Annotated in this window: 19 protein-coding genes; 3 read left to right on the top strand and 16 right to left on the bottom strand. The window is 44.0% G+C overall.

What is annotated here, in order from left to right:
• Positions 1–9: 9 nt before the first annotated feature.
• The 11 genes from rplR to N473_RS10520 form a co-directional block, all read right to left on the bottom strand.
• Positions 10–360, bottom strand: a complete 351-nt coding sequence (rplR, locus tag N473_RS10570; RefSeq protein WP_023401265.1) for a 50S ribosomal protein L18 — start codon at positions 358–360, stop codon at positions 10–12.
• Positions 361–369: 9 nt separating this feature from the next.
• Complete coding sequence (gene rplF, locus N473_RS10565) at positions 370–900, bottom strand: 50S ribosomal protein L6 (protein WP_023401266.1); 531 nt, start codon at positions 898–900, stop codon at positions 370–372.
• A gap of 13 nt (positions 901–913) precedes the next feature.
• Entirely contained in the window at positions 914–1,306 is a 393-nt protein-coding gene (rpsH, locus tag N473_RS10560) for a 30S ribosomal protein S8 (protein ID WP_039611415.1), read from the bottom strand.
• Between the two features lie 20 nt (positions 1,307–1,326).
• A complete protein-coding gene (gene rpsN, locus N473_RS10555; protein ID WP_023401268.1) occupies positions 1,327–1,632 on the bottom strand; it encodes a 30S ribosomal protein S14 in 306 nt (101 codons plus the stop codon).
• Positions 1,633–1,642: 10 nt separating this feature from the next.
• Positions 1,643–2,182, bottom strand: a complete 540-nt coding sequence (gene rplE, locus N473_RS10550) for a 50S ribosomal protein L5 (RefSeq protein ID WP_010386945.1) — start codon at positions 2,180–2,182, stop codon at positions 1,643–1,645.
• 15 nt (positions 2,183–2,197) lie between these two features.
• Positions 2,198–2,512: a 50S ribosomal protein L24 gene (rplX, locus tag N473_RS10545; RefSeq protein ID WP_023401269.1), complete on the bottom strand. Its 315-nt coding sequence runs from the start codon at positions 2,510–2,512 to the stop codon at positions 2,198–2,200.
• 10 nt (positions 2,513–2,522) lie between these two features.
• On the bottom strand, positions 2,523–2,891 hold the full coding sequence (rplN, locus tag N473_RS10540) for a 50S ribosomal protein L14 (protein ID WP_023401270.1): 369 nt from the start codon (positions 2,889–2,891) through the stop codon (positions 2,523–2,525).
• Between the two features lie 276 nt (positions 2,892–3,167).
• The gene (locus N473_RS10535; protein WP_063367880.1) at positions 3,168–3,998 is read right to left on the bottom strand and encodes a polysaccharide deacetylase family protein; all 831 of its coding nucleotides are present in this window, start codon (positions 3,996–3,998) and stop codon (positions 3,168–3,170) included.
• Positions 3,999–4,207: 209 nt separating this feature from the next.
• A complete protein-coding gene (locus N473_RS10530) occupies positions 4,208–6,862 on the bottom strand; it encodes a family 20 glycosylhydrolase (RefSeq protein WP_063367879.1) in 2,655 nt (884 codons plus the stop codon).
• Positions 6,863–7,400: 538 nt separating this feature from the next.
• The gene (locus N473_RS10525; RefSeq protein WP_063367878.1) at positions 7,401–8,168 is read right to left on the bottom strand and encodes an ATP-binding cassette domain-containing protein; all 768 of its coding nucleotides are present in this window, start codon (positions 8,166–8,168) and stop codon (positions 7,401–7,403) included.
• 464 nt (positions 8,169–8,632) lie between these two features.
• Positions 8,633–10,582, bottom strand: a complete 1,950-nt coding sequence (locus tag N473_RS10520; protein ID WP_063367877.1) for an AsmA family protein — start codon at positions 10,580–10,582, stop codon at positions 8,633–8,635.
• A 441-nt stretch (positions 10,583–11,023) separates the two neighbouring features.
• Here N473_RS10520 and N473_RS10515 point away from each other — a divergent pair, with 441 nt between their 5' ends.
• Entirely contained in the window at positions 11,024–12,190 is a 1,167-nt protein-coding gene (locus tag N473_RS10515) for a hypothetical protein (protein WP_063367876.1), read from the top strand.
• A 276-nt stretch (positions 12,191–12,466) separates the two neighbouring features.
• Positions 12,467–13,153, top strand: coding sequence for a TorF family putative porin (locus N473_RS10510; protein WP_063367875.1), 687 nt, complete (start codon positions 12,467–12,469; stop codon positions 13,151–13,153).
• 48 nt (positions 13,154–13,201) lie between these two features.
• Here the strand turns inward: N473_RS10510 and purT are convergent, their stop codons facing one another.
• Entirely contained in the window at positions 13,202–14,389 is a 1,188-nt protein-coding gene (purT, locus tag N473_RS10505) for a formate-dependent phosphoribosylglycinamide formyltransferase (RefSeq protein ID WP_063367874.1), read from the bottom strand.
• A 95-nt stretch (positions 14,390–14,484) separates the two neighbouring features.
• A complete protein-coding gene (locus N473_RS10500) occupies positions 14,485–15,159 on the bottom strand; it encodes a fumarylacetoacetate hydrolase family protein (protein ID WP_063367873.1) in 675 nt (224 codons plus the stop codon).
• Between the two features lie 243 nt (positions 15,160–15,402).
• On the opposite strand from N473_RS10500, the gene N473_RS10495 reads away from it, so the two are divergent.
• Positions 15,403–16,080 (top strand): nitroreductase family protein, encoded by a 678-nt coding sequence (locus N473_RS10495; RefSeq protein WP_063367872.1) that lies wholly within the window; start codon positions 15,403–15,405, stop codon positions 16,078–16,080.
• 10 nt (positions 16,081–16,090) lie between these two features.
• Here N473_RS10495 and N473_RS10490 read toward each other — a convergent pair whose 3' ends face one another.
• From N473_RS10490 to N473_RS10480, 3 genes are read right to left on the bottom strand one after another with little or no spacing between them, the layout of a single operon-like run.
• Positions 16,091–17,143 (bottom strand): efflux RND transporter periplasmic adaptor subunit, encoded by a 1,053-nt coding sequence (locus N473_RS10490; protein WP_063367871.1) that lies wholly within the window; start codon positions 17,141–17,143, stop codon positions 16,091–16,093.
• Positions 17,127–20,420: an efflux RND transporter permease subunit gene (locus N473_RS10485; protein ID WP_063367870.1), complete on the bottom strand. Its 3,294-nt coding sequence runs from the start codon at positions 20,418–20,420 to the stop codon at positions 17,127–17,129. The genes N473_RS10490 and N473_RS10485 overlap by 17 nt, the downstream gene beginning before the upstream one ends.
• A complete protein-coding gene (locus N473_RS10480) occupies positions 20,420–20,749 on the bottom strand; it encodes an ArsR/SmtB family transcription factor (RefSeq protein ID WP_063367869.1) in 330 nt (109 codons plus the stop codon). The genes N473_RS10485 and N473_RS10480 overlap by 1 nt, the downstream gene beginning before the upstream one ends.
• Positions 20,750–20,874: the final 125 nt, after the last annotated feature.

Here is a 20,874-nt window from a genome sequence, read left to right as displayed (position 1 = left end):
TGTCTACTCCTAGAATTGCAGACCGGCTTCACGCGCTGCATCAGCAAGCGCCTTCACACGGCCGTGATATTTAAAGCCACTGCGGTCAAAAGCAAGCTTTTCGATGCCTTTGTCTGCCGCGCGTTCAGCAACTGCTTTACCAACTGCTTGTGCAGCTTCGATGTTGCCAGTGCCTTTAACTGTTTCAGCAATTGCTTTTTCAACAGTAGAAGCAGCAGCCAGTACAATACCCTCAACGTTTACGATTTGAGCGTATATGTGACGTGGCGTGCGGTGGATAACAAGACGTGTTGTGCCTTGTTCGATAATATTTCTACGAGTGCGCTTAGCACGACGTAGACGAGCTGTTTTCTTATCCATCGTCTTACCTTACTTCTTCTTAGCCTCTTTACGACGCACGTGCTCATCAGCGTAACGTACACCTTTACCTTTATAAGGCTCTGGTTCACGGTATGAGCGGATGTTTGCAGCAGTTTGACCAACTAGCTGCTTGTCTGCGCCTTTAACAACGATTTCAGTCTGGCTTGGAGCTTCGATTGTGATACCCGCTGGGATCTCGAAGTTCACTGGGTGTGAGAAGCCAAGAGTTAGGTCTAAAACTTTACCCTTAACTGCAGCACGGTAACCAACACCGACTAGTTGTAGTTTCTTTTCAAAACCTTCGTTAACGCCGATGATCATGTTGTTGATCAGAGCGCGTGCAGTACCAGCTTGAGCCCAAGCATTTGCTACTTCACGAGGTGCTGTAGTGATAACGTTGTCGTTAAGAACAACTTCAACTGCGTCGTTAAGAACGCGAGTCAATTCACCGTTTTTACCTTTAACTTTGATTTCCTGGCCGTTAATTGCAACTTCAACACCGGCAGGAACAGCAATAGGAGCCTTCGCAATACGAGACATAGTTCCCCTCCGATTAAGCTACAAAGCCAATGATTTCACCACCAACACCAGCGGTACGCGCAGCGCGGTCTGTCATCAGGCCTTTAGAAGTTGATACGATAGCGATACCTAGACCACCCATTACCTTTGGTAATTCGTCACGTTTCTTATAGATACGTAGACCAGGGCGGCTAACACGCTGGATGCTTTCGATAACAGCTTTGCCTTCGAAGTACTTAAGTTCGATAGTCAATTCTGCTTTTACGTCGCCTGATACTGAATAACCAGTGATGAAACCTTCGTTTTTCAGTACGTCAGCAACAGCTACTTTCAGCTTTGAAGTTGGCATTGTTACAGCTACCTTCTTCGCAGACTGACCGTTACGGATGCGTGTAAACAAATCCGCGATTGGATCTTGCAAGCTCATGTCTTACTCCCGTGATTCTATTACCAAGAAGCCTTTTTAAGGCCAGGAATTTCACCGCGCATAGCTGCTTCGCGAACTTTGATACGGCTTAGGCCGAACTTGCGAAGGTAACCATGTGGGCGGCCCGTAATGTTACAACGATTACGTTGACGTGAAGGGCTAGAATCACGCGGTAAAGACTGAAGCTTTAATACCGCGTCCCAACGCTCATCATCAGATGTTTTAACATCGCTGATGATAGCTTTAAGTGCAGCACGCTTTTCTGCGTACTGTGCAACTAATTTAGCACGTTTTACGTCACGCGCTTTCATTGAATTCTTTGCCATAACCCTACCCTTACTTTTTGAATGGGAAGTTGAACGCTTCTAATAACGCACGGCCTTCATCATCTGTTTTCGCAGAAGTAGTGATTGTGATATCCATACCGCGAACACGGTCTACTTTATCATAATCGATTTCTGGGAAGATGATTTGCTCACGTACGCCCATAGAGTAGTTACCGCGACCGTCAAAAGACTTTGCGCTAACACCGCGGAAGTCACGAATACGTGGCATCGCGATTGAGACTAAACGCTCAAGGAAATCCCACATACGCTCGCCGCGTAGGGTTACTTTACAGCCAATTGGGTAACCTTCACGGATCTTAAAGCCTGCAACTGATTTGCGTGCTTTAGTCACTAGAGGTTTCTGACCAGAGATTGCTTCTAGATCTGCTACTGCGTTTTCTAGAATTTTCTTGTCAGCTAGGGCTTCGCCCACACCCATGTTAAGTGTGATCTTCTCGATCTGAGGGACTTGCATGACAGAGCTGTAACCGAACTTTTCAAAAAGCTCTTTTACTACTTTGTCTTTGTACACTTCATGCAGTTTCGCCATCGTCTACTCCAACTATTAAATAGTTTTGCCAGTAGACTTGAAGAAACGGACTTTTTTACCGTCTTCAAATCTAAAACCAACACGATCTGCTTTGCCAGTTTCGGCATTGAAAATCGCTACATTTGATACGTCGACAGACGCTTCTTTCTCAACAATACCGCCAGCTTGCTGTAGTTGTGGTACAGGCTTCTGGTGTTTCTTGATGATATTTACGCCTTCAACAAATACACGACCAGTTTCAGTTACAACTGAAAGCACTTTACCGCGCTTACCTTTGTCTTTACCGGCTAGTACGATTACTTCGTCATCACGACGGATTTTTGCTGCCATGATCGACTCCTTATAGTACTTCTGGTGCTAGTGAAACGATTTTCATGAACTTGTCGTTACGTAGTTCACGCGTCACAGGGCCGAAGATACGAGTACCAATTGGCTGATGGCTATCATTTAAGATAACAGCCGCATTGCTATCGAAACGGATTAAAGAGCCGTCTGGACGACGAACGCCTTTCTTAGTACGCACTACTACAGCGTTTTTAACATCACCTTTCTTCACTTTGCCGCGAGGAATTGCTTCTTTAACAGAAACTTTAATGATGTCACCAACACGCGCGTAGCGACGGTGCGAACCACCAAGGACTTTAATACACTGCACTTTGCGAGCGCCGCTGTTATCAGCAACGTCCAGCTGAGTTTGCATTTGGATCATTGTCTATGCTCCGGTGTAGTTAACATTTACTTAGATTTTGTATAAAAGCTAAGCATTTAGATTAATTTCCACTCAAAAAACGAAGCTTTCGTCTTTCAAGGGCGGGGAATTGTAACAGCAAAGTTCAGCCAAAGATAGTTCAATTTTTAATTAATTTATCAAATTGCTGCATCTGCTTTCACCACATCCTCTCATATGAGGCCGATGATAAAAAAAACAAGTCTACAGCATAAATTTTAAGCCTTTGTTGCAGCTCAAAAAACAACCAGCATTGGTTTATCTGTTTTTTTCAATGTAGGTTGCAACCTCATCGACTGTCGCCAGCCAATAACCATTTTTAGGGTCTTTTAAATATACAATAAGCGCTTCTAACGCATCTTTATCGGTGGTATACATACTTTTTTCACCAACATCATGCCCTGCTAAAATAATCCATTTGTTGTTTTCTTTAAGCAAATTAAGCTGCGCTTTTATTTCTTCAAAGCTCATACCATCCATACGATTACCCGCCAGTTGTGCGAAGTCCGTATATATGGGGTTATTGGCGGTTTCATCTAACCAAGTGCGCCCTGTGTTGAATAGCTCGGCAATTAATGGCACATAACTCCTCACTTCCTTGCCTCTGCCTACAAACGTGTTACCACACGGATAAGCAAAAGATTTAGGCTCAACATTGAGGTGTTTTTTCATATATCGAGTGGTGGCTTCAATATCCTCTTTCAACCAATCCAAGTTGACTTGTTCTAGGCCTAAATTGTCTTTACGTAACCAGGCGAAATTGCCCGTACAGAGATGTGAACTGGTGTGGTTGCCCAATTCATGTCCATTAATGGCCGCTTGCTGCCATCCTGCGAGTCTTTTTTCCACAAATTGGGGGTTAACATAAAATGTGCCTTTCACACCATGTTTGTCCAATATTGGTATACCTACATCTATTTGACTGCTTCGTGCGTCATCAAAACTCAAAGATATTGCGTATTGGGCACCATTTGGGTATGTAAACTCAACTTTATCTGACCCAAACTCTTTAGTCCCAGCACAACTACTTACAGACAGGGTAAAGAAAGTCGCCGCTATGAGTTTACTAATTGCATGTGTTGAGTACATATTATCTCCATTTCTTGATTCAATTCACTCGCTGGATAGTGTGCGTAGTCCGCACACTATCCACCATGAAGAAACAATGAAGGTATTCTTATTTTCTATTTATCAAGCATAAATCACTTATATATATGCTTTTATTGAACCCCTTCCCAAGCTGCTGCTCACAACTGAAATAATCAACGAGCAACACAGCCTATCAACCTCAAGGCAGTCTAAAATCGCGCGGTCCCAGCTAAATCAGCCAGTTCAATTCGTCCTGATCGACGTCGATCTGGTGACAATGCTCGTAATTCAATGTTTTCTCCTTGTGATAATCGCACTGGTTTAACATATTCTTGCCACTCTCCCTGATTAATTCGGTATTGGATCGGCAACCCAGGAATAATCGTTGAAGCATGTAATTCATTATCAATGACTTTACTCACCACATTAGGGATCCGATAAAATACGCCAAGGCGATCGAACTTTTCGAGCTCTTTGTAGCCCACAGCATGAATAAAGTCTTGCCATTGCTGATCACGTTGCTGGCGCATATGTGTGGTAAAGAAGCCAGTTGTATGGTCATACTTTTCACCGACATAATTATATGGCACTTCCCACTCTGCGCGGTGCCATGCTTTCTCCGCCAATGCCAACAAACGGGGAAATAACATATACTCCGCTAAGTGGTCTTTACGAACAACTTCTGACCAGAGGTGACCTTGGATCCCTGTAACACGAAACCCTGCAGGTAGCGGTTGATGAGTGAATTTACCATTATCATCCACCTGCGTACGGTCATCTGCAATGTAGTGTCTTCCTATGGTATCTTTTTTAATTTCTGCATTGGCAGGCAAATTATCTGGCATGAACTCAAAAATGGTTTTACTGTTCGTTCTTCTCGCCCCCCATTTATATCCACTCTCTTTTGGATCTAACTCATAGGGAAAATCTAAATAAGTCACATCTGGGGTAGACAATATAATATCCCACCCTCGTCTAGCATGTGCACTCACGACTTTATGTGCATTTTGAGGCAAAGTTGCCCATACATACGATGCAACTTTACGTGGCATCTTATCCTGCCTCGTTTCAGAAAGGCCATCATTCCAACCAGCCACTTCAATACCCTTTGCGGCAATCATAGTTGCAACACGCTCGATAAAATAACCTGTTAGTTCCTCAACTTCATGTACGTCATTTGACTTGTCCGCTATAAACTTTTTACAAGCCGGAGACTCGACCCATGCCCCCGCAGTTTCATCTGCACCGATATGATAAATATTCAGCGGTGAGCCCGCTTGTTTATGTTGTGCAGCCACTTCGGAAATCACCTTATCAACAAATGCATAAGTCGACTCCATACACACATTTAATGTGTTGTCATTATAGTGCTGAATTGAGCGATATTCTGTGGCGTCTAACGGATCACTTACCAAGTACTGTCGTGCCGCATCATGTTTGCCTTGCTTAGTCAGCGTATAAAAGCGTTTCTCCATGGCTTTTACCGCTGCACGAGAGTGACCAGGCATATCTAATGACGGAATAATTTCAATGTGATGTTGCTTGGCAAAATTCAAAATTTCTTGATAATCCGCAATAGAGTAATAACCATCCCTGTCAGTATTAATTGCCGAACCTAATTGAGGCTGCAAACAATGCTTATCATCCAAATCTATACAACGATGGGATGATAACTCTGTCAATTCGGGTAAATCCGGAATTTCAATGCGCCACCCTTCGTCATCTGCTAAATGAAAATGCAATTTGTTTAGTTTATAAGCTGACATTTTACTAAGTAAGCGCAATACAAACGCTTTAGAACGAAAATTACGTGCGACATCCAAATGCAACCCTCGATAGCTATACCGAGGTTTATCAATCACCGTTACCGCAGGTACCTGCATGGTGTCTAGTGATAACAAACTCGCCAAAGACTGTAACCCATAGTAAGCACCTGCACTATCTTGTGCTTGGATCTGAATTTTTCCTTCTCTGGTGCTCAGTTGGTAAGCACCTGCATGACCCTCACGCTCACCTCTTACCGTGATATGCACGGCAATACCGTTATGTTTTTGCTTAACACCCAAAGCGTCTAAACGCTGTAAAGCGGCGGACACATCTCCATACTCAAGTCCAGATAGATCCAGCTGAATGCCTTTTTGTAAGTTAAGCGAGTTCTCTTGACTAAATACTTCCATGGAATCCGGCGTGGGCACAATCGCATGTGTCACTGAGTCCAATTTATAATTTTGTACAGCATATTTATCGAATAAGGCTGCTGACGTGTATTTGATATAGTGATCATCTGCGTGAGATTGCATCACGCTGTTTTTTGCACTCACGGCTGCGTATGGCTTTATTTCGAGTCCTGTGTCCGGCTCGATATAAGACTGTGTGCTCTTAATGACTTTCGGCTCTAACCCTTGCGCGGTGAGTATATAATTTGGCATTAACTCACCTTCATTAAGCAATGAGCTAGCAACCCAGAATTCGATCACTTGACTCTTCCCAGCTTCAAAGCCAGTGAAGCTGCTACTTGGCGCGATGTGATTCAGGTCCCCATTAAAATGTCGCAGTGTCAATTGATCACTTTTACTTTCCGTAGCTGGGTATACTTGGCTATATAAGATTTTCCAGCCATCGACATTGGCTGTAAATGGGCTCGTGATTTCAATTTGAGCGTGATAGCAAAACTCAGCTGTTGAACCTGGGCATTGTTCTGGCATATTACTTAATAGTCGATATTTTACATCGAGCGTATCAGCGAGTTGATTTAACTGTTGCTGATTAATTGTATCTAGTGCCCAAACAGGGCTCGTCAGGGCCATTGTCGGCAATAGCAAAGCCAAAATACGTTCCGTTAATGCTTTTTTATTTACATGCATATATCCATTCCTGCTTTTTCATTTTAATTAAAACATTAAATTGGTTAAAAATTAGCTCAAACATCTCAATCTAGAGCTTTTGTATACTCGATTCAATTTCGAAACATTCATACTGTCAGGAATAATTTAGTTAATAACAACAGCGCAGTTCGTGAACGTTTTTAGGATAATAATGTTCGGTACAGCGATTCAGCACTCATAACCCTAGGCTTTACAATGTAGTTAGATGACCTTTCTAGCAGTTAACACCACAAAGCAAATATCATCAGACAACCAAAATGATTGCTAAGATGTAAATCGGACCATAGTCAGGCGTTCATTGATGATGAATTAGAAATACTGTGATTAGTTGTGCACTACCTTTGATTTTGAATGACTGTTTGATAGCAGGATCAAGCTATCAGCCACGTGGGGATACATTGCTAAATATTTTATTGGAAAGCCAATAGTAGGCATAATGAATAAATCGATTCGTATAGAAAGAGTAATAACATGACTTTTTTTCATTGTTCAGGCATTTATCACCTCGATATCTCCTTTATATCACTTCTACAACACCTCCTAATGCTTGTTTTGCTAATTCAATGTCATCATCACATACCAAACGCCCACTTTTAATAACCAATACTCTCTCACACAACATCGCAATCTCATCTACAGTATCACTTGATACCAAAACCGTCAGTTGATCTGCTGTGGCCAATGATTTTAAACATCGTGTCACTGCGCGCTGTGATAAAAAATCCAACCCCAAAGTCGGTTCGTCTAAAAATAGTATCTCTGGACCATGCAATAAAGCCGCTATTAACTCCATTTTGATACGCTCAACACCAGACAGACGTCGAACTTGAATATCTAATAAGTGTGAAACATGTAGAAACTCTGATAAATAACGCAATCTTTGATGATATTTGGGCAATGGAATTTCATAGATACACTGACATAAATTAAAACTATCAATAGCAGGTAGATCTGGCCAAAGTTGAAAACTCTCCCCAGTCAAAAAAGCACAACGCTTTTTAAATGCCGCAGTCTGCGCAGATGGTGTGTCCCCAAATACTTTAATACTTCCGTGCGTCGGTAACTCGGTGCCAGATAACATCTTCATTGTCGTCGTCTTCCCCGCTCCAGCTTCACCAACAACGGCAACAACTTGTCCTCGCTCGATCTCAAATGACATGTCTTTAATGGCTTCTGTGTATGATATTTCTCGCTGAAAAAGACTTTTTAAAGACGCTGAAAGCCCCTGTGGCTTTCTGTAATACTGATAAGTTTTACTAACACATTCAACTTGTATCACTTTCATAACGCACGCTCGACAATCACAGTCCGAACCATCTTATGCGTCTCTTTTTGCCTACCCTGTAAATCAAAAAAGTATAAAAAGTCCTGAGCAATGAGCATGATGTTTGCAATTCTCTATATTGGGAATATTGCTAATAGAATTAAACGACCCGTGTATATTTTTCAATCAAAAATATCACATGTACACGGCACTATTTACATTAAAGAAATGTACTTTGGCTTTTAATATTTAAAAACGGGTACTTACCTCCCTTATAGAAAACCAGTCATGCAAAATAAGAAAGAATAAACTTATACTAAAGGAGGGTTTACAAACCAACATTCAAGATTTAGGCAGGAAAAAGGGAGTGGGCACATTACAAATTTACCCAACAATATACAGACAACGACCTATTTCCTATGCGCGGAAGAACAGCAGAAATGAGGTGCATATTTCGGTCGACGTATAATATGCACCCATAAAGCCTAGCCGCCAAATAAGCCTTTGAATTTGTCTTTAAGTTTATCTTTGATAGTGTCTTTGGCTTTGTCTTTAGCCGCACTGCTTAAGTCTAAGTTCGTCTCCACTTTGTGAAATGGACCTTTGATCCTTACAGGCACTTTAAAGCCTGTACTCTTATCACGACTACTTTGCCCTTCAATGGTATCGACAATACCCGTTACCAAGCGATAATCGACAAACGTCTTGGGCAAATCAACATCTCCCGAACCGGTCACACGAATCAGTGGGCTTGCCAGTAATAAATCGGTATTCGTCCCAACGCCTTTATTAAACTTAAAGCTCCCCGTGAGCGCTGAGAAGTCGGTTTTCTGTTGTGGGTCAAAGTCTGCATTAATGCCTTCAGACAGCCCAGAGAAATTGCCCTTGAGCATTTCTTGACCTTTTCTCACCATTTCAGCTAAGTTGGCCCCTTTTACGCCCCCATCCTTAAACTCAAATGCCAATTGTCCACCAAGCGCAGAGACAAACTGCTTTTGGCTCACGCCTTGAGTAGTTAACTGCCAGTTAATACTGCCTTTGCCTAGTACTTTATCAAAGTCGATGGCATCGGTGAGTAATGGCTCAGCATTAATGCCATTGAGCGCAAAATTTGTTTTGATCTGATACGGCTTATTGCTCCCATTGATTTCTATCTTCCCTTTACCGGTTCCTTCATAAGCATTAAAGCTATCCAATGACGCTATGGCTTTACCGCCATCTAACCTCACTGACAACTGGTTTTTGCCTAAAGTAACTTTGCGCGCTTTTAACCCTGTTGAGCGCACCACGATATCCGCATCTAATGCATTTAAAGCGGACAAGTCAATTTCAGTCTCATCCCATACAATTGGCTGCGCTGGCGTGTCTTCTTTTGGCTCTGGCGTTTGTTCAGGCACAGCAACGGGTTCGGGCAAATAAGGGTTTAAGTCAAGCATCCCCAAATCGACATCTGCAGTGACCGATAATCTCTGGGCTACGTTCACTTGTGCACGACCCTTTATAGCCAACTCATCTAGCGCAGCAGTGAACTGCTTGAGACTAAACACATTGTCCGCAAATGACATGTCTCCTGTGACTTCAAACTGGTTAAAGGCATTGTCTTTGGCATTCAAGTCAACCTTTTGCCATGCAGCTAACGATTTCACTGAACTACCCGACAGCGAAAGCGCGCCTTCGAACAGCTGACCTTGCTTGAGTACGCTGCCATTAAAATCGATATTTACCAACTCATTGCGAAGCTTTTTGGTAAATTTAAAGTCTTCACTTTGAATTGCCTTAGCTGGCGTATCTACGCTTAATTCAAGGTCAAAGCGCTGACCTTGAAAAGTAACTTGGCCTTGCACTGAAAGTGATTGATATAATGAAGGAAGGGCTACACGCAATGATAAATCATTCAGTTCTTCCTTTGTGCCGCCTTGATTATCTACATAAATGAGTGACCCGCCATAAATTGCCACTTCCCCTAAAGCAATATCAAATCCATCAGGTAAGGTGACAGGACCTGAGCTTGCTTCATTCGTTGATGTACTTGCTGATGTCGATGTAGCGTCAAATAACTGCCAATTTGACTTGCCTGTTGAGTCCACTTCCAACAAAATCTTGGGGTTTTGAATAACAAAGCGCTCTAGCTTAAAATCACCAGAGAACAAAGACCCCCATGGAATATGTACAGCTAATTGCTCCATTTCCAACATATGTGGCCCACTGCCTGTTAGCATATTGTCAAAAGCCACTTGGTTAAGCTTGATGTTCAACTCTGGCAAGATAGATAACTCGCTATCACCTGCTATCGTCAGCTTTCTGCCTGTGGTTTTCTCAACCTGAGACGTGATCTGTGACACAATCGTTTCTGTAGGGATCAGCATGGGTGCAACGATTATCAACACCACAACTAATAACAGTAAACCTACTACACCTTTTAATATCGCCTTCATCGATCATCCTTCCAGAGAAATAATTATCTATGCATTATGATAGCGAGGCCGATAAAAAACCACAAAGCCGCACAGTGGTAAAACTGTATTTCACGCTAAGAAAATGCAATGTCATATTTGTAAGCGCCTTTTAACAAGCAGAGTTTAAAAAGCAACCCATTGTTATTATTAATTAAATTAATATTTAATGGCTCACTTGAGAAGGGTGAATCAAGATTTAAAGATCGTAAAAAACTTAAAATCCTATTGCCGACAAGACACGCTATTCCACTAAATACATGCAATAAAAAACATGTTTCAAATTAAAGAATAAAAAAGACACAAAAACCACATTGCAACTGTGCTAGAACTCGGTATGATCCTCGCCCTTGCCAGTTTACCGTTACGTTCGCTAAACTGAATAGTCTAGATTTCAACCTAACCTTGGAGTACTCACGCAGCATGAAAAAGTTGCTCATTTCACCGTCAAATATGGCTTTGGGAGAACAAGAAAGTCAGATTTACCAAAACATCTTAAAGCAATCTACTGAGATCAGTCTCAACCTGATGGCTGTTAAAGTAGAGAATCACCCAGAAGACTTCCTGGGTTGGTGTTATGAGTTACTTGATGTAGCTAAAAACCGAATCAATTTTGACCTGCTGGATGACCACCAGCTACCAACCGTCAAAAAACTCCAAGACATGCTGATCTCAGCAATTAGCTTTTTGCAGGTCAAAACACTTAGAATTGCACCTTGGCCTGTGGTTAGCGAATTCATTGCTCAACGCAGTGAGGTATTGGCGCTAGATGAACAACTAAAATTAATGGACTACATTGTTACACTGCGCAACAACAGATTACAAGATATGATTGTAGAGGACCGTCTCGCTTTTGCCGGTAAACATACAGCAAAGCATGATACCAGCGTTTATCAGTTTGACGTCGAATGGTTTACTTCTACAAAGAGTGCCAAAGGGTTCCATCAACAGCTGGCTGATCTGCCTGGTGCTTTTGATGATGCGTTAGCGCATATTCCACTTGAAGGCCCAGTCACATTAGATCACTACCAAGGCTTTACCATCGCATTTCTCAGCGCATTCAACGGCAGTGATGAAAAGCCGACGCTTGCGCCAGCGACACGCCTTCTCGCTATGCGCCGCCCTGATGTATTTACGCCAATCAGCAACAATCGCCTTGATGCCCTTTGCCAAGCTTTGGGGATCACACGCTTAAACAACCGTGACTTTGAGCGATACTGGCAAGACATCGTGCAAGCAATTGCTAAAATGCCTTGGTTTGCAATGGCCAGTGGCAGCAATGAACTTGAAGCCAAGCTGACTGATATCAAGGCGCTTCTACCTGTCCTGTTTTATTATGCCGACGAAGACACTGCAACCTCGTCAAACTATTACAAGCTACTACACAAACCAAAACGCACATCGAGTGCCGCGGGTACTCGATCTGTACGCCGTAGCAAAGAATCTGCTGAAACACTGGTTGATAGAGCTCTCAGCGATGAATCTATGCCTGAACACATTCGCGCCAAACGTGACTCAATCATTGCCGAAGTCGAAAAAGGCAGAAGCGTGGATGAAACCATTCAGTTAATGCGTACCATATTTGGCTAATGGTTCAACACACAGCCTGCATGCTATCGGTGCAGGCTGATATAATCCGCACCATCAATGTGCACACCTCTCAAATACACATCCCAACAACTTTATTCTCGCTAAAATTTATTACATTCCATTTCAATAACCTAAACTAAAAACAAATCAATGCGCTTAAATTGGCGCGCAGTTTGCGATTGCTTTAATACCGCTGCGACCTAGTCTATCGTAGACCTGTTACAGCGGACATTCGTTTTAAAAATACGATTTATTCTGTGCCATATAGGAACCATTATGACAAACAAAGCAACTCTCTTATTGTGTACGTGTGCAGTGCTCCTTTCTACCCAAGCTGTTTTAGCCAGTGAACACTCGGTATCCGCCAATGCCGCAGCCAGTTCTAACTACTTTTGGCGTGGCATAACCCAATCGGATGATGGCGCAGCCGTATCAGGTGGCATTGACTATAGTCACGAATCTGGATTTTATATCGGTACATGGGCCTCCAACGTTGACTTTGGTGATACCTCCAGCACCAGCTATGAGTTGGACTTCTACCTCGGTTTTAGTGGCGAGGTTAATGCACTGAGTTATGATGTGGGCTATATCCACTATGCCTACCCAGACGCAGCAGGTGATATCGACTTTGGTGAAGTCTATGGATCAATCGGTTGGCGTAATGTCAGTCTAAAAATCAGTTACCTGACCCATGCGCAATCAGATAGCAGCACCGAAGAAGATATGCTCTATGTTGAACTCGGTGCCGCCTTCCCTGTTTTCACAGATGCCGAACTTGGCTTGCATATCGGCAACTCAAGTGGTGATACCGTCATGGAATGGACAGGAGAAGATGACAGCTATATGGACTATGGCATCAGCTTGAGTAAAGACGCTTATACATTCGGCCTAGTAAAAACGGACCTTGATGCTGATGACGATCTCAAAGTCTATGTAAGTTACGCCGTCGATTTTGAACTATAAAGTTATTTTGCTGCAAATCTTAGGGCCTTGCGGCCCTATTTCGCACAGTTAAATCGTATACTCAACCGCTGCGCTTACGCGCTTTGCTTTTTCTATCGCTTTACCCACACTATTATCTCGTGCCAATGCAACCCCCATACGCCTAACCCCCTGTACTTGCGGTTTACCAAACAGGCGTAGATCGGTATTGGCTTCAGCCAATGCTTGACTCAAGTTACCAAACTGCACTTGGTCAGACTCTCCTTCAACAAGAATAACACTCGACGCCGAAGGACCATGGAAGTGAATGGCAGGAATTGGCAAACCAAGCACTGCACGTGCATGCAATGCAAATTCACTCAAGTCTTGGGAAATCAACGTCACCATGCCAGTATCATGTGGACGCGGTGATACTTCGCTAAAATAGACCTCATCTCCTTTGACAAAAAGCTCAACGCCAAATAGCCCTCGACCACCCAGTGCCTCGGTAATTTTACTGGCAATCTCTTTGCTGCGTAACAAAGCTAGATCACTCATCACTTGCGGCTGCCAACTTTGCTGATAATCCCCCCCAGCTTGTACATGGCCGATTGGCGAACAAAAGCTGGTACCTTGAGCATGGCGTATTGTTAGTAAAGTGATCTCATAATCAAAATCAACAAAACCCTCTACAATCACTCGGCCTTTTCCTGCTCGACCACCTTGCTGTGCATATTCCCACGCGGATTCAATATCACCCAGTGTTTTTACCACGCTTTGTCCTTTACCCGATGAGCTCATAATCGGCTTCACGACACATGGCATGCCAATGTGTTCAATGGCCGCACGAAAACCATCAAAGCTATCAACAAATTGATAAGGTGAAGTAGGAATCTTTAATTCTTCAGCAGCTAATCGGCGGATCCCCTCACGGTTCATGGTGAGCTGTGTTGCTTTTGCCGTTGGTACAACAGTAAAACCCTCTGCTTCAAGCTCAACTAAGGTGTCCGTGGCGATCGCTTCAATTTCTGGCACAATGTAATCGGGTTGTTCTGAACGAATGATTTCTGCCAGGCGCTGACCATCTAGCATGGACAACGTATAGCTTCTATCAGCAACTTGCATAGCAGGGGCATTGTCATACCGATCTAAGACAATCACTTCAGCACCTAATCGCTTAAACTCAATCACGGTTTCTTTGCCTAATTCACCGCCACCGCAAAAAAGTACTTTACACGCTGTTGGGCTAAAGGGAGTACCTAATGGCATAGTTTTCATAATTTTTCCTGATAAACGTAGATTCACCCCAATAGCCTAAGCCCAGTGAGTGCAGTGAGTCCAGTCAAATTATTTGAGCAGTTCAACCAGCTGATTTAAAACTGCTGAGGTCTGGATTGAACCTGAGATTGAACTTTCTCACAATCACCCAGTTGCAGTGCAAGCGTATCACCTATACTCAATTTTCCCACTCCCTGTGGCGTCCCTGTCATCACGATGTCACCCGGCTGCAAGGTAAAGTACTGTGCGATCTCTTTGAGTAAGTGGCCTAGTTTAAAAATCATCATATCGGTTTCACCATGTTGCCTAAGCTGGTCATTTTGCCAAAACTTAAACTCTAAAGCGTGTGACAACTCTAACCCCTCCGTAGCGATAAATGCAGACAGGCAGGCGCTGCCGTCAAACGCTTTTGCACGCTCCCAAGGGTGCCCTTGCGCTTTAAGTTGAGTTTGTAAATGACGTAAAGTCAGATCGAGACCAACACCAACACCTGAAATAGACGATAGCGGCTTCTCTGTTTGAGCGGTGATGGTTTCCCCCACCAGCAACACGAGCTCCGCTTCATAGTGGTGCTCACCGAGCTGTTCATTAATCATAAATACTGGCGAAAAATCACAAAACGCACTGGATGGCTTGATAAATAATAAAGGTGACTCAGGTATGGGGTTATTTAATTCTTGCGCATGGGCCACATAATTACGGCCAATACACACTGCTTTACCGACCGGAAGTGGTATCGCCTCTCCTGATACCCATTTATGCTGATACATTACTTTCTCCTTTATACTCCGTTATTTGCCCAGAATTGTATCTAACTCCCAGACAAACATTGAGCAAATTATCTTTATAATCAATATACAGAAATATGATTTTGGTCATTTCACTGCACGTCAGAGTAAACTTATTTTGCCACTGTTATGGAAACTTTATGTTAATCAAAATGCGCAATAAGTTGAAACCTTTATAATCGCAAGTTATAAAAAACACACAGCAAGTAACTAGGAATCACATTCATGAAAGCCCATGACAATATCCCACTCACCGACTTTGTAGAATATTCGCCGCAGGAAATGCAGCAGCGCGCCGATGAAAACTTCTCACTTATGCAACGTAGGCATACCATTCGTAGTTTTAGTGATCGCCCTGTACCAAAGGAAGTTATCGAAACCTGTATTAAAACTGCAGGGCTGGCACCAAGTGGCGCAAACCATCAGCCATGGCATTTTGTGGCGATCCACAGCAATGATGTGAAAAAACAAATCAGGGAAGCGGCCGAACAACTTGAACGTTCATTTTATGAAGGTCGAGCAGGTGATGAGTGGCTAGACGCGTTGAAACCTCTGGGTACAGATGCGCAAAAACCGTATTTGGAACATGCGCCTTGGCTCATTGCGATTTTTACCCAAAAGAAAGGTGGGATCCATGCAGAAGATAAAAACACCAACTATTACGTGCATGAGTCAGTCGGTATCGCGACCGGCTTTTTGATCCAATCGCTACATAATGCAGGCTTAGCCACATTAACACATACACCTAAGCCGATGAGCTTTTTGACGGAGATCTGTCAACGTGATAAAGACAATGAGCGCCCATATATGCTGCTGATCGCTGGCTATCCTGCTGAAGATGCCACGGTACCTGAGCATGCACTCGTTAAAAAATCATTAGATGAAATCGCCTCGTTTATCTAATCTTGATTAATTAGATGCTGGTCAATGCCAGCATCTCGCCTTCAACCAACCCAGAGACCACGACGACATCGTCACCCAACTGATGTCCCAAACGAATAAGTCGCCGCTGCTTTATACCCTGCTCGATAACTTGCACCATGGTTAACTGCCCAATGCGCTGAACATAATGCTGCGGAATGACTACCTTTTGAATGGGTGATGACGGCAACCTTATTTGGGCATACATACCCGGTTTAGCGCCGTTTGGCGGTGTAATGTCTAACTTAATTTGAAACTGTCTGGCCAAACTATCTGCGACTGGTACTATTTCACTGATTTCACCCATCACAGTTTTATTCAATACACCTAACTCAATCTGCAACTCATCACCCACTTTGAGTTCACCGGCCAAACTAGAACGCACTGCGCCACTGACTTGTAAGCTCGCTGGATTAAAAATCTCTAAAATTGGTACACCTGGACTGAGCATACTACCGGGCTCTTGCAGTCGCTCGACCACAACACCAGACAAAGGCGCATGCAATCGAGTGTAACTCAAACCAGCTTGTGCACCACTCAATTGCTCAGCCAACGCCATACGACGAGCACTGAGTTCGTCCACTTTACTTTGCCATTCATCCACTTGATTGCTGGCAACCAGCCCTTTCGAAAATAATGCTTCATTGCGCGCCAACTGCTTTTTCGCTTGCGATAACAAAGCTTCATTGGCTTGATTTTGTGCACGGGTTTCCTCCATGGAAGCACGCAACTGCGTATCTTCCAAAGTCGCCAATAATTGACCCTTGTTGACTAATTGACCTGCACGCACCTCAAGCGTATGCAACTGTGCTAACACACGACTAGATACTTGCGTATTCTCTCGGGCGACTAAACTGGCACTGACAAAATCTTCAGGAAATACATCTCGCCGAGTGACAAGGTAATGTTCACCACTATACTCAGCAGGTTTACTCCGTAATTGTGGCTCAAGCTGTTTATTAAACACGCCAGAAAAAGCACCCAGTAAAATACTCAGCGCAGCGAAAGCCGCCACCGCTTGCCAGTGTTTAATTGCTAAGCGCATTGCCAGCCCCCTTTTGTTCAGTTTCTTTAAATACCAGAAAATACACCACTGGCACGATAAACAAGGACAGTACCGTTGATGCCAAAGTGCCAAAAATTATCGCCAGTGCCAGCCCACTAAATACGGGATCCAATATGATCACTAAGTTACCTAGCATAGTCGTGCCAGCAGCGAGTAATACAGGTCGCATACGTACTTCACCGGCTTGATATAGCGCTTCTTTTATTGCCACCCCATGTGCGCGTTGCTGATTAACAAACTCAACTAAAATAAGACTATTACGCACCACAATCCCTGCCAAAGCTATCATGCCAATCATGGCTGTGGCAGTAAATAATATCGGCTCAGGTGCCCCCGCAATGGTGCGTTCGCCAAATTGATTTAACAGCCAAAAACCCGGCATGATCCCTATCATGGTTAATGGGATGGCCGACATAATGATCCCCGCAAGCGCAGTCGATGACGTTTGCCATCGTAAAATAATAAAAATCGCCGTTAGTGCAAAGGCAAAGCCGATCCCCATATCGCGAAATACATCGACAGTAATACGCCACTCCCCTTCACCAGTGAAACGGTATTCTGTCCCTGCTGGCAGCTGCCAACCAAGTCCAGCACCATTAGATAAGAATGTTCGAGATTGCCACGGCAGCTGAGTTTGCTGTGACGTCTTACCTTCATCATTGACGACATCCGCGATCACTGCCGCGGGGGTTCTGCCATTGAGCTCAGCCGTCACATAAATCACCTCTTTGAGATCTTTGCGATAAATAGGCTGTTCAACAATACCTGATTGCCACTGTCCAAGCTCTCCTAAAGGCACTAAGGGTGAAGTAGCACTTTCAAGCGCCTGTCCCGTGGTCATTTTTGCTAACGTATCTGTGCCTCTCAGCTGGAGTCCATTCAAGACTGGCCACTGGTTTCGGTCGACAAAAGGCAATTGTAACTCTATAGCAAGCGGAGTGACTTCACGGGGTACTTGTAATACCCCAGCAACTAAGCCTCCACTGGCAATTTTTAAGGTCTGATTCACATCCTGCGTAACAATCCCTGATAGCGCGGCTTTGCGTTTGTCTAACACAAAACGCTGGCGCGTTGCAGGGGGCACCAAAGACATATCTACCTCAGTCACGTGCGCTTCTCGCTCAAGTCTATTTTTGAGCACATAAGCCGCTTCGATACGCGTCGTTCTGTCTGTAAATAAGTCAGTGGCGTACACTTCGGCCACCAATGTCGACATCACAGGAGGGCCAGGTGGAACCTCGACCACTTTGATTCGAATACCATTTTGGATCAATGGCGCCAGTAATCTGCGCATTCTCAGTACCACCGCATGAGACTGATGCTCCCGCGTCTGTTTGTCGACTAACAACACTCTAAGCTCTGACAGATGGCTACCGCGACGCTGATAATACCCCCGCACCATACCATTAAAATCGACGCTCGATGGCTGTCCAACATACGCCGCTATTGCAGTGACTTCTTGTAATTGCCAGACAATGTCTTGCACGCGCTGTGTCATTGCTGCCGTCGCCTCTAAACTGCTACCACGTGGCATATCAATCAATACTTGTACTTCGTTTTTATTGTCAAATGGCAATAATTTGAGTGGCACCGCACGCAACAAAGGTAAGCTCGCGCTCACAATGAACAAACCCAGCACTGACCAAAGCAACCACCGTGCTCTAGTCGGTTTGCTTAACAGTCCGCTAAGTACCCTTCTATACCACTGATTACTTTGTCGTGACTGCGTATTTATTTGACTATTGAGTAATTTTTTTCCCAACCAAGGAGTAACAAACAGAGCAACCAAGGTCGATGCAATCACTGCCACGGGAATATTAAACGCCATGGGTGCCATATAAGGTCCCATCATGCCAGTAATAAATGCCAGTGGGATAAATGCCACAATGATAGTGAGCGTCGATGTTAATAATGGTATCTTCACTTCGAGCATCGCAGCCACAATGGTATTGGCACGCTTTGATTTATCGACGCTGCTTTGCTTGCGACGCAAGAAACGCGTGATGTTATCGACACCAGTGATAGGATCATCAACCAATAACCCTAACGCGAGGATCAAAGCAAAAAGTGTGACACGATTAATGGTATACCCAAATACGTACCCTAAACTGAGCGTGATCCCATAACAAACAGGGATAGCCAAGCCAATTATCAGCGCCTGCCTCCACCCTAAAAAGAGCCCTATAAAAACCACAACGGTGACAATGGCAAAGGCTAAACTGGCTGTCAGGCTGTTTACCTTCTCATCTGCCGTTTGACCATAATTGCGTAATACCTGATACCGCACACCCGCGGGAAATAATTCAGATTCAAGCCTCTGCATCATCGCCAGACTCTGCTCGGCAACCATCACAGCGTTACTGCCTCTTTGCTTGGCCACACTCAAGGTCACCATGGGTAAATTGCGCTGTTGATCATCACGCGTTATCCATTGATAGTTACTTGGTTCACTGGGCCCATCTCGCAAGGCTGCAATATCAGCAAGATAAATTTGTCTACCATTGACGACATTGACGACCAATTGGCCTAATTGCTCGGTGGTGCGTAACACATCGCCGGCTTGCAACTGCCATTGCTGATTGCCAACAATAAAATCTCCCACGTTTTCAAGTCGGTTGGCATATTCAATTGCTTTTAGTACGTCCAACGGCGTAGTGTGATGCGCGGCCAATGCACTGGCATTGAGCTCAACCTGAATTTGTCGTGTTCGACCAGAAAGCACGGTCACTTCGCTGGCATCCTTGATTGTTTGTAACTGCGTCGAAACTTCTTGCGCAATCCGTGTCAGCTCAAAATCACTATATTGAGCGGGATCGTCACTGTATAAACCCAACATAAGAATCGCGACATCATCCACTTCTACCGGCTTGATTTGCCAGCGTTGAACCACACTTGGCATTCGGTCTTCATTGGCATATAACTTGGTGTAGGTATTGAGAATGGCGCGCTCACGATCTTGCCCGACCTCAAAACGCAATGTCACTGAAACACTGCCAGATAGACTGGTCGAATATATATGTTCAACACCTGGGATTTGCCTGAGTAATTTCTCTAGTGGTTCGGTCACCAATCGTGCTACTTCAGATGCAGCCACATTAGGCACCTCGACATGGATATCTAAAATTGGCACAACAATTTGTGGCTCTTCTTCTCGCGCAGTGTAATGCAGAGCCAATCCCCCTAAAATCACACTAACTAGCAAAATGAATAAAGGGATACGACTATGTAGTAACTGTGTCATGACGCGAGCAAACATCAGTTGGAGCCCTCATCTATTTGCGGCTGACAAAATAGTTGATATAGCTGTGCTAAAATGGCGATGACTTTATCATCCACGATGCGGTAATAAATTGTTTGTCCATCACGGCGCGTTGCCACCACACCGGCTTTGCGAAGCCCAGCTAGGTGCTGCGACAATGCTGACTGAGCCAATGGGACCTGCGCATTGAGCTCGCTGACACTCATCTCTTGCTGCAACAAGCTACATAAGATCATCAAACGGTTTTTATTGGCCATCAGTTTAAGTAACGCTTCTGCATGTTCAGCGCTTTGCGCCATGTCTTGTGCTTTCAATGTTATATCCATTTCACCTTCATTTGATGACAGTATAGATAAGTATATTAGGAATTACTAATATTAGTAATTCCTAATATAATAAATACACCACTATGCTGCGATCCATCAAAGAACCCCTTACCATCATCCAGACC

The sequence above is a fragment of the Pseudoalteromonas luteoviolacea CPMOR-1 genome (genome assembly GCF_001625685.1).
In the GTDB taxonomy this organism is placed as follows: Bacteria; Pseudomonadota; Gammaproteobacteria; order Enterobacterales; family Alteromonadaceae; genus Pseudoalteromonas; species Pseudoalteromonas luteoviolacea_K.
This window is presented reverse-complemented; position numbering and strand designations above follow the sequence as displayed.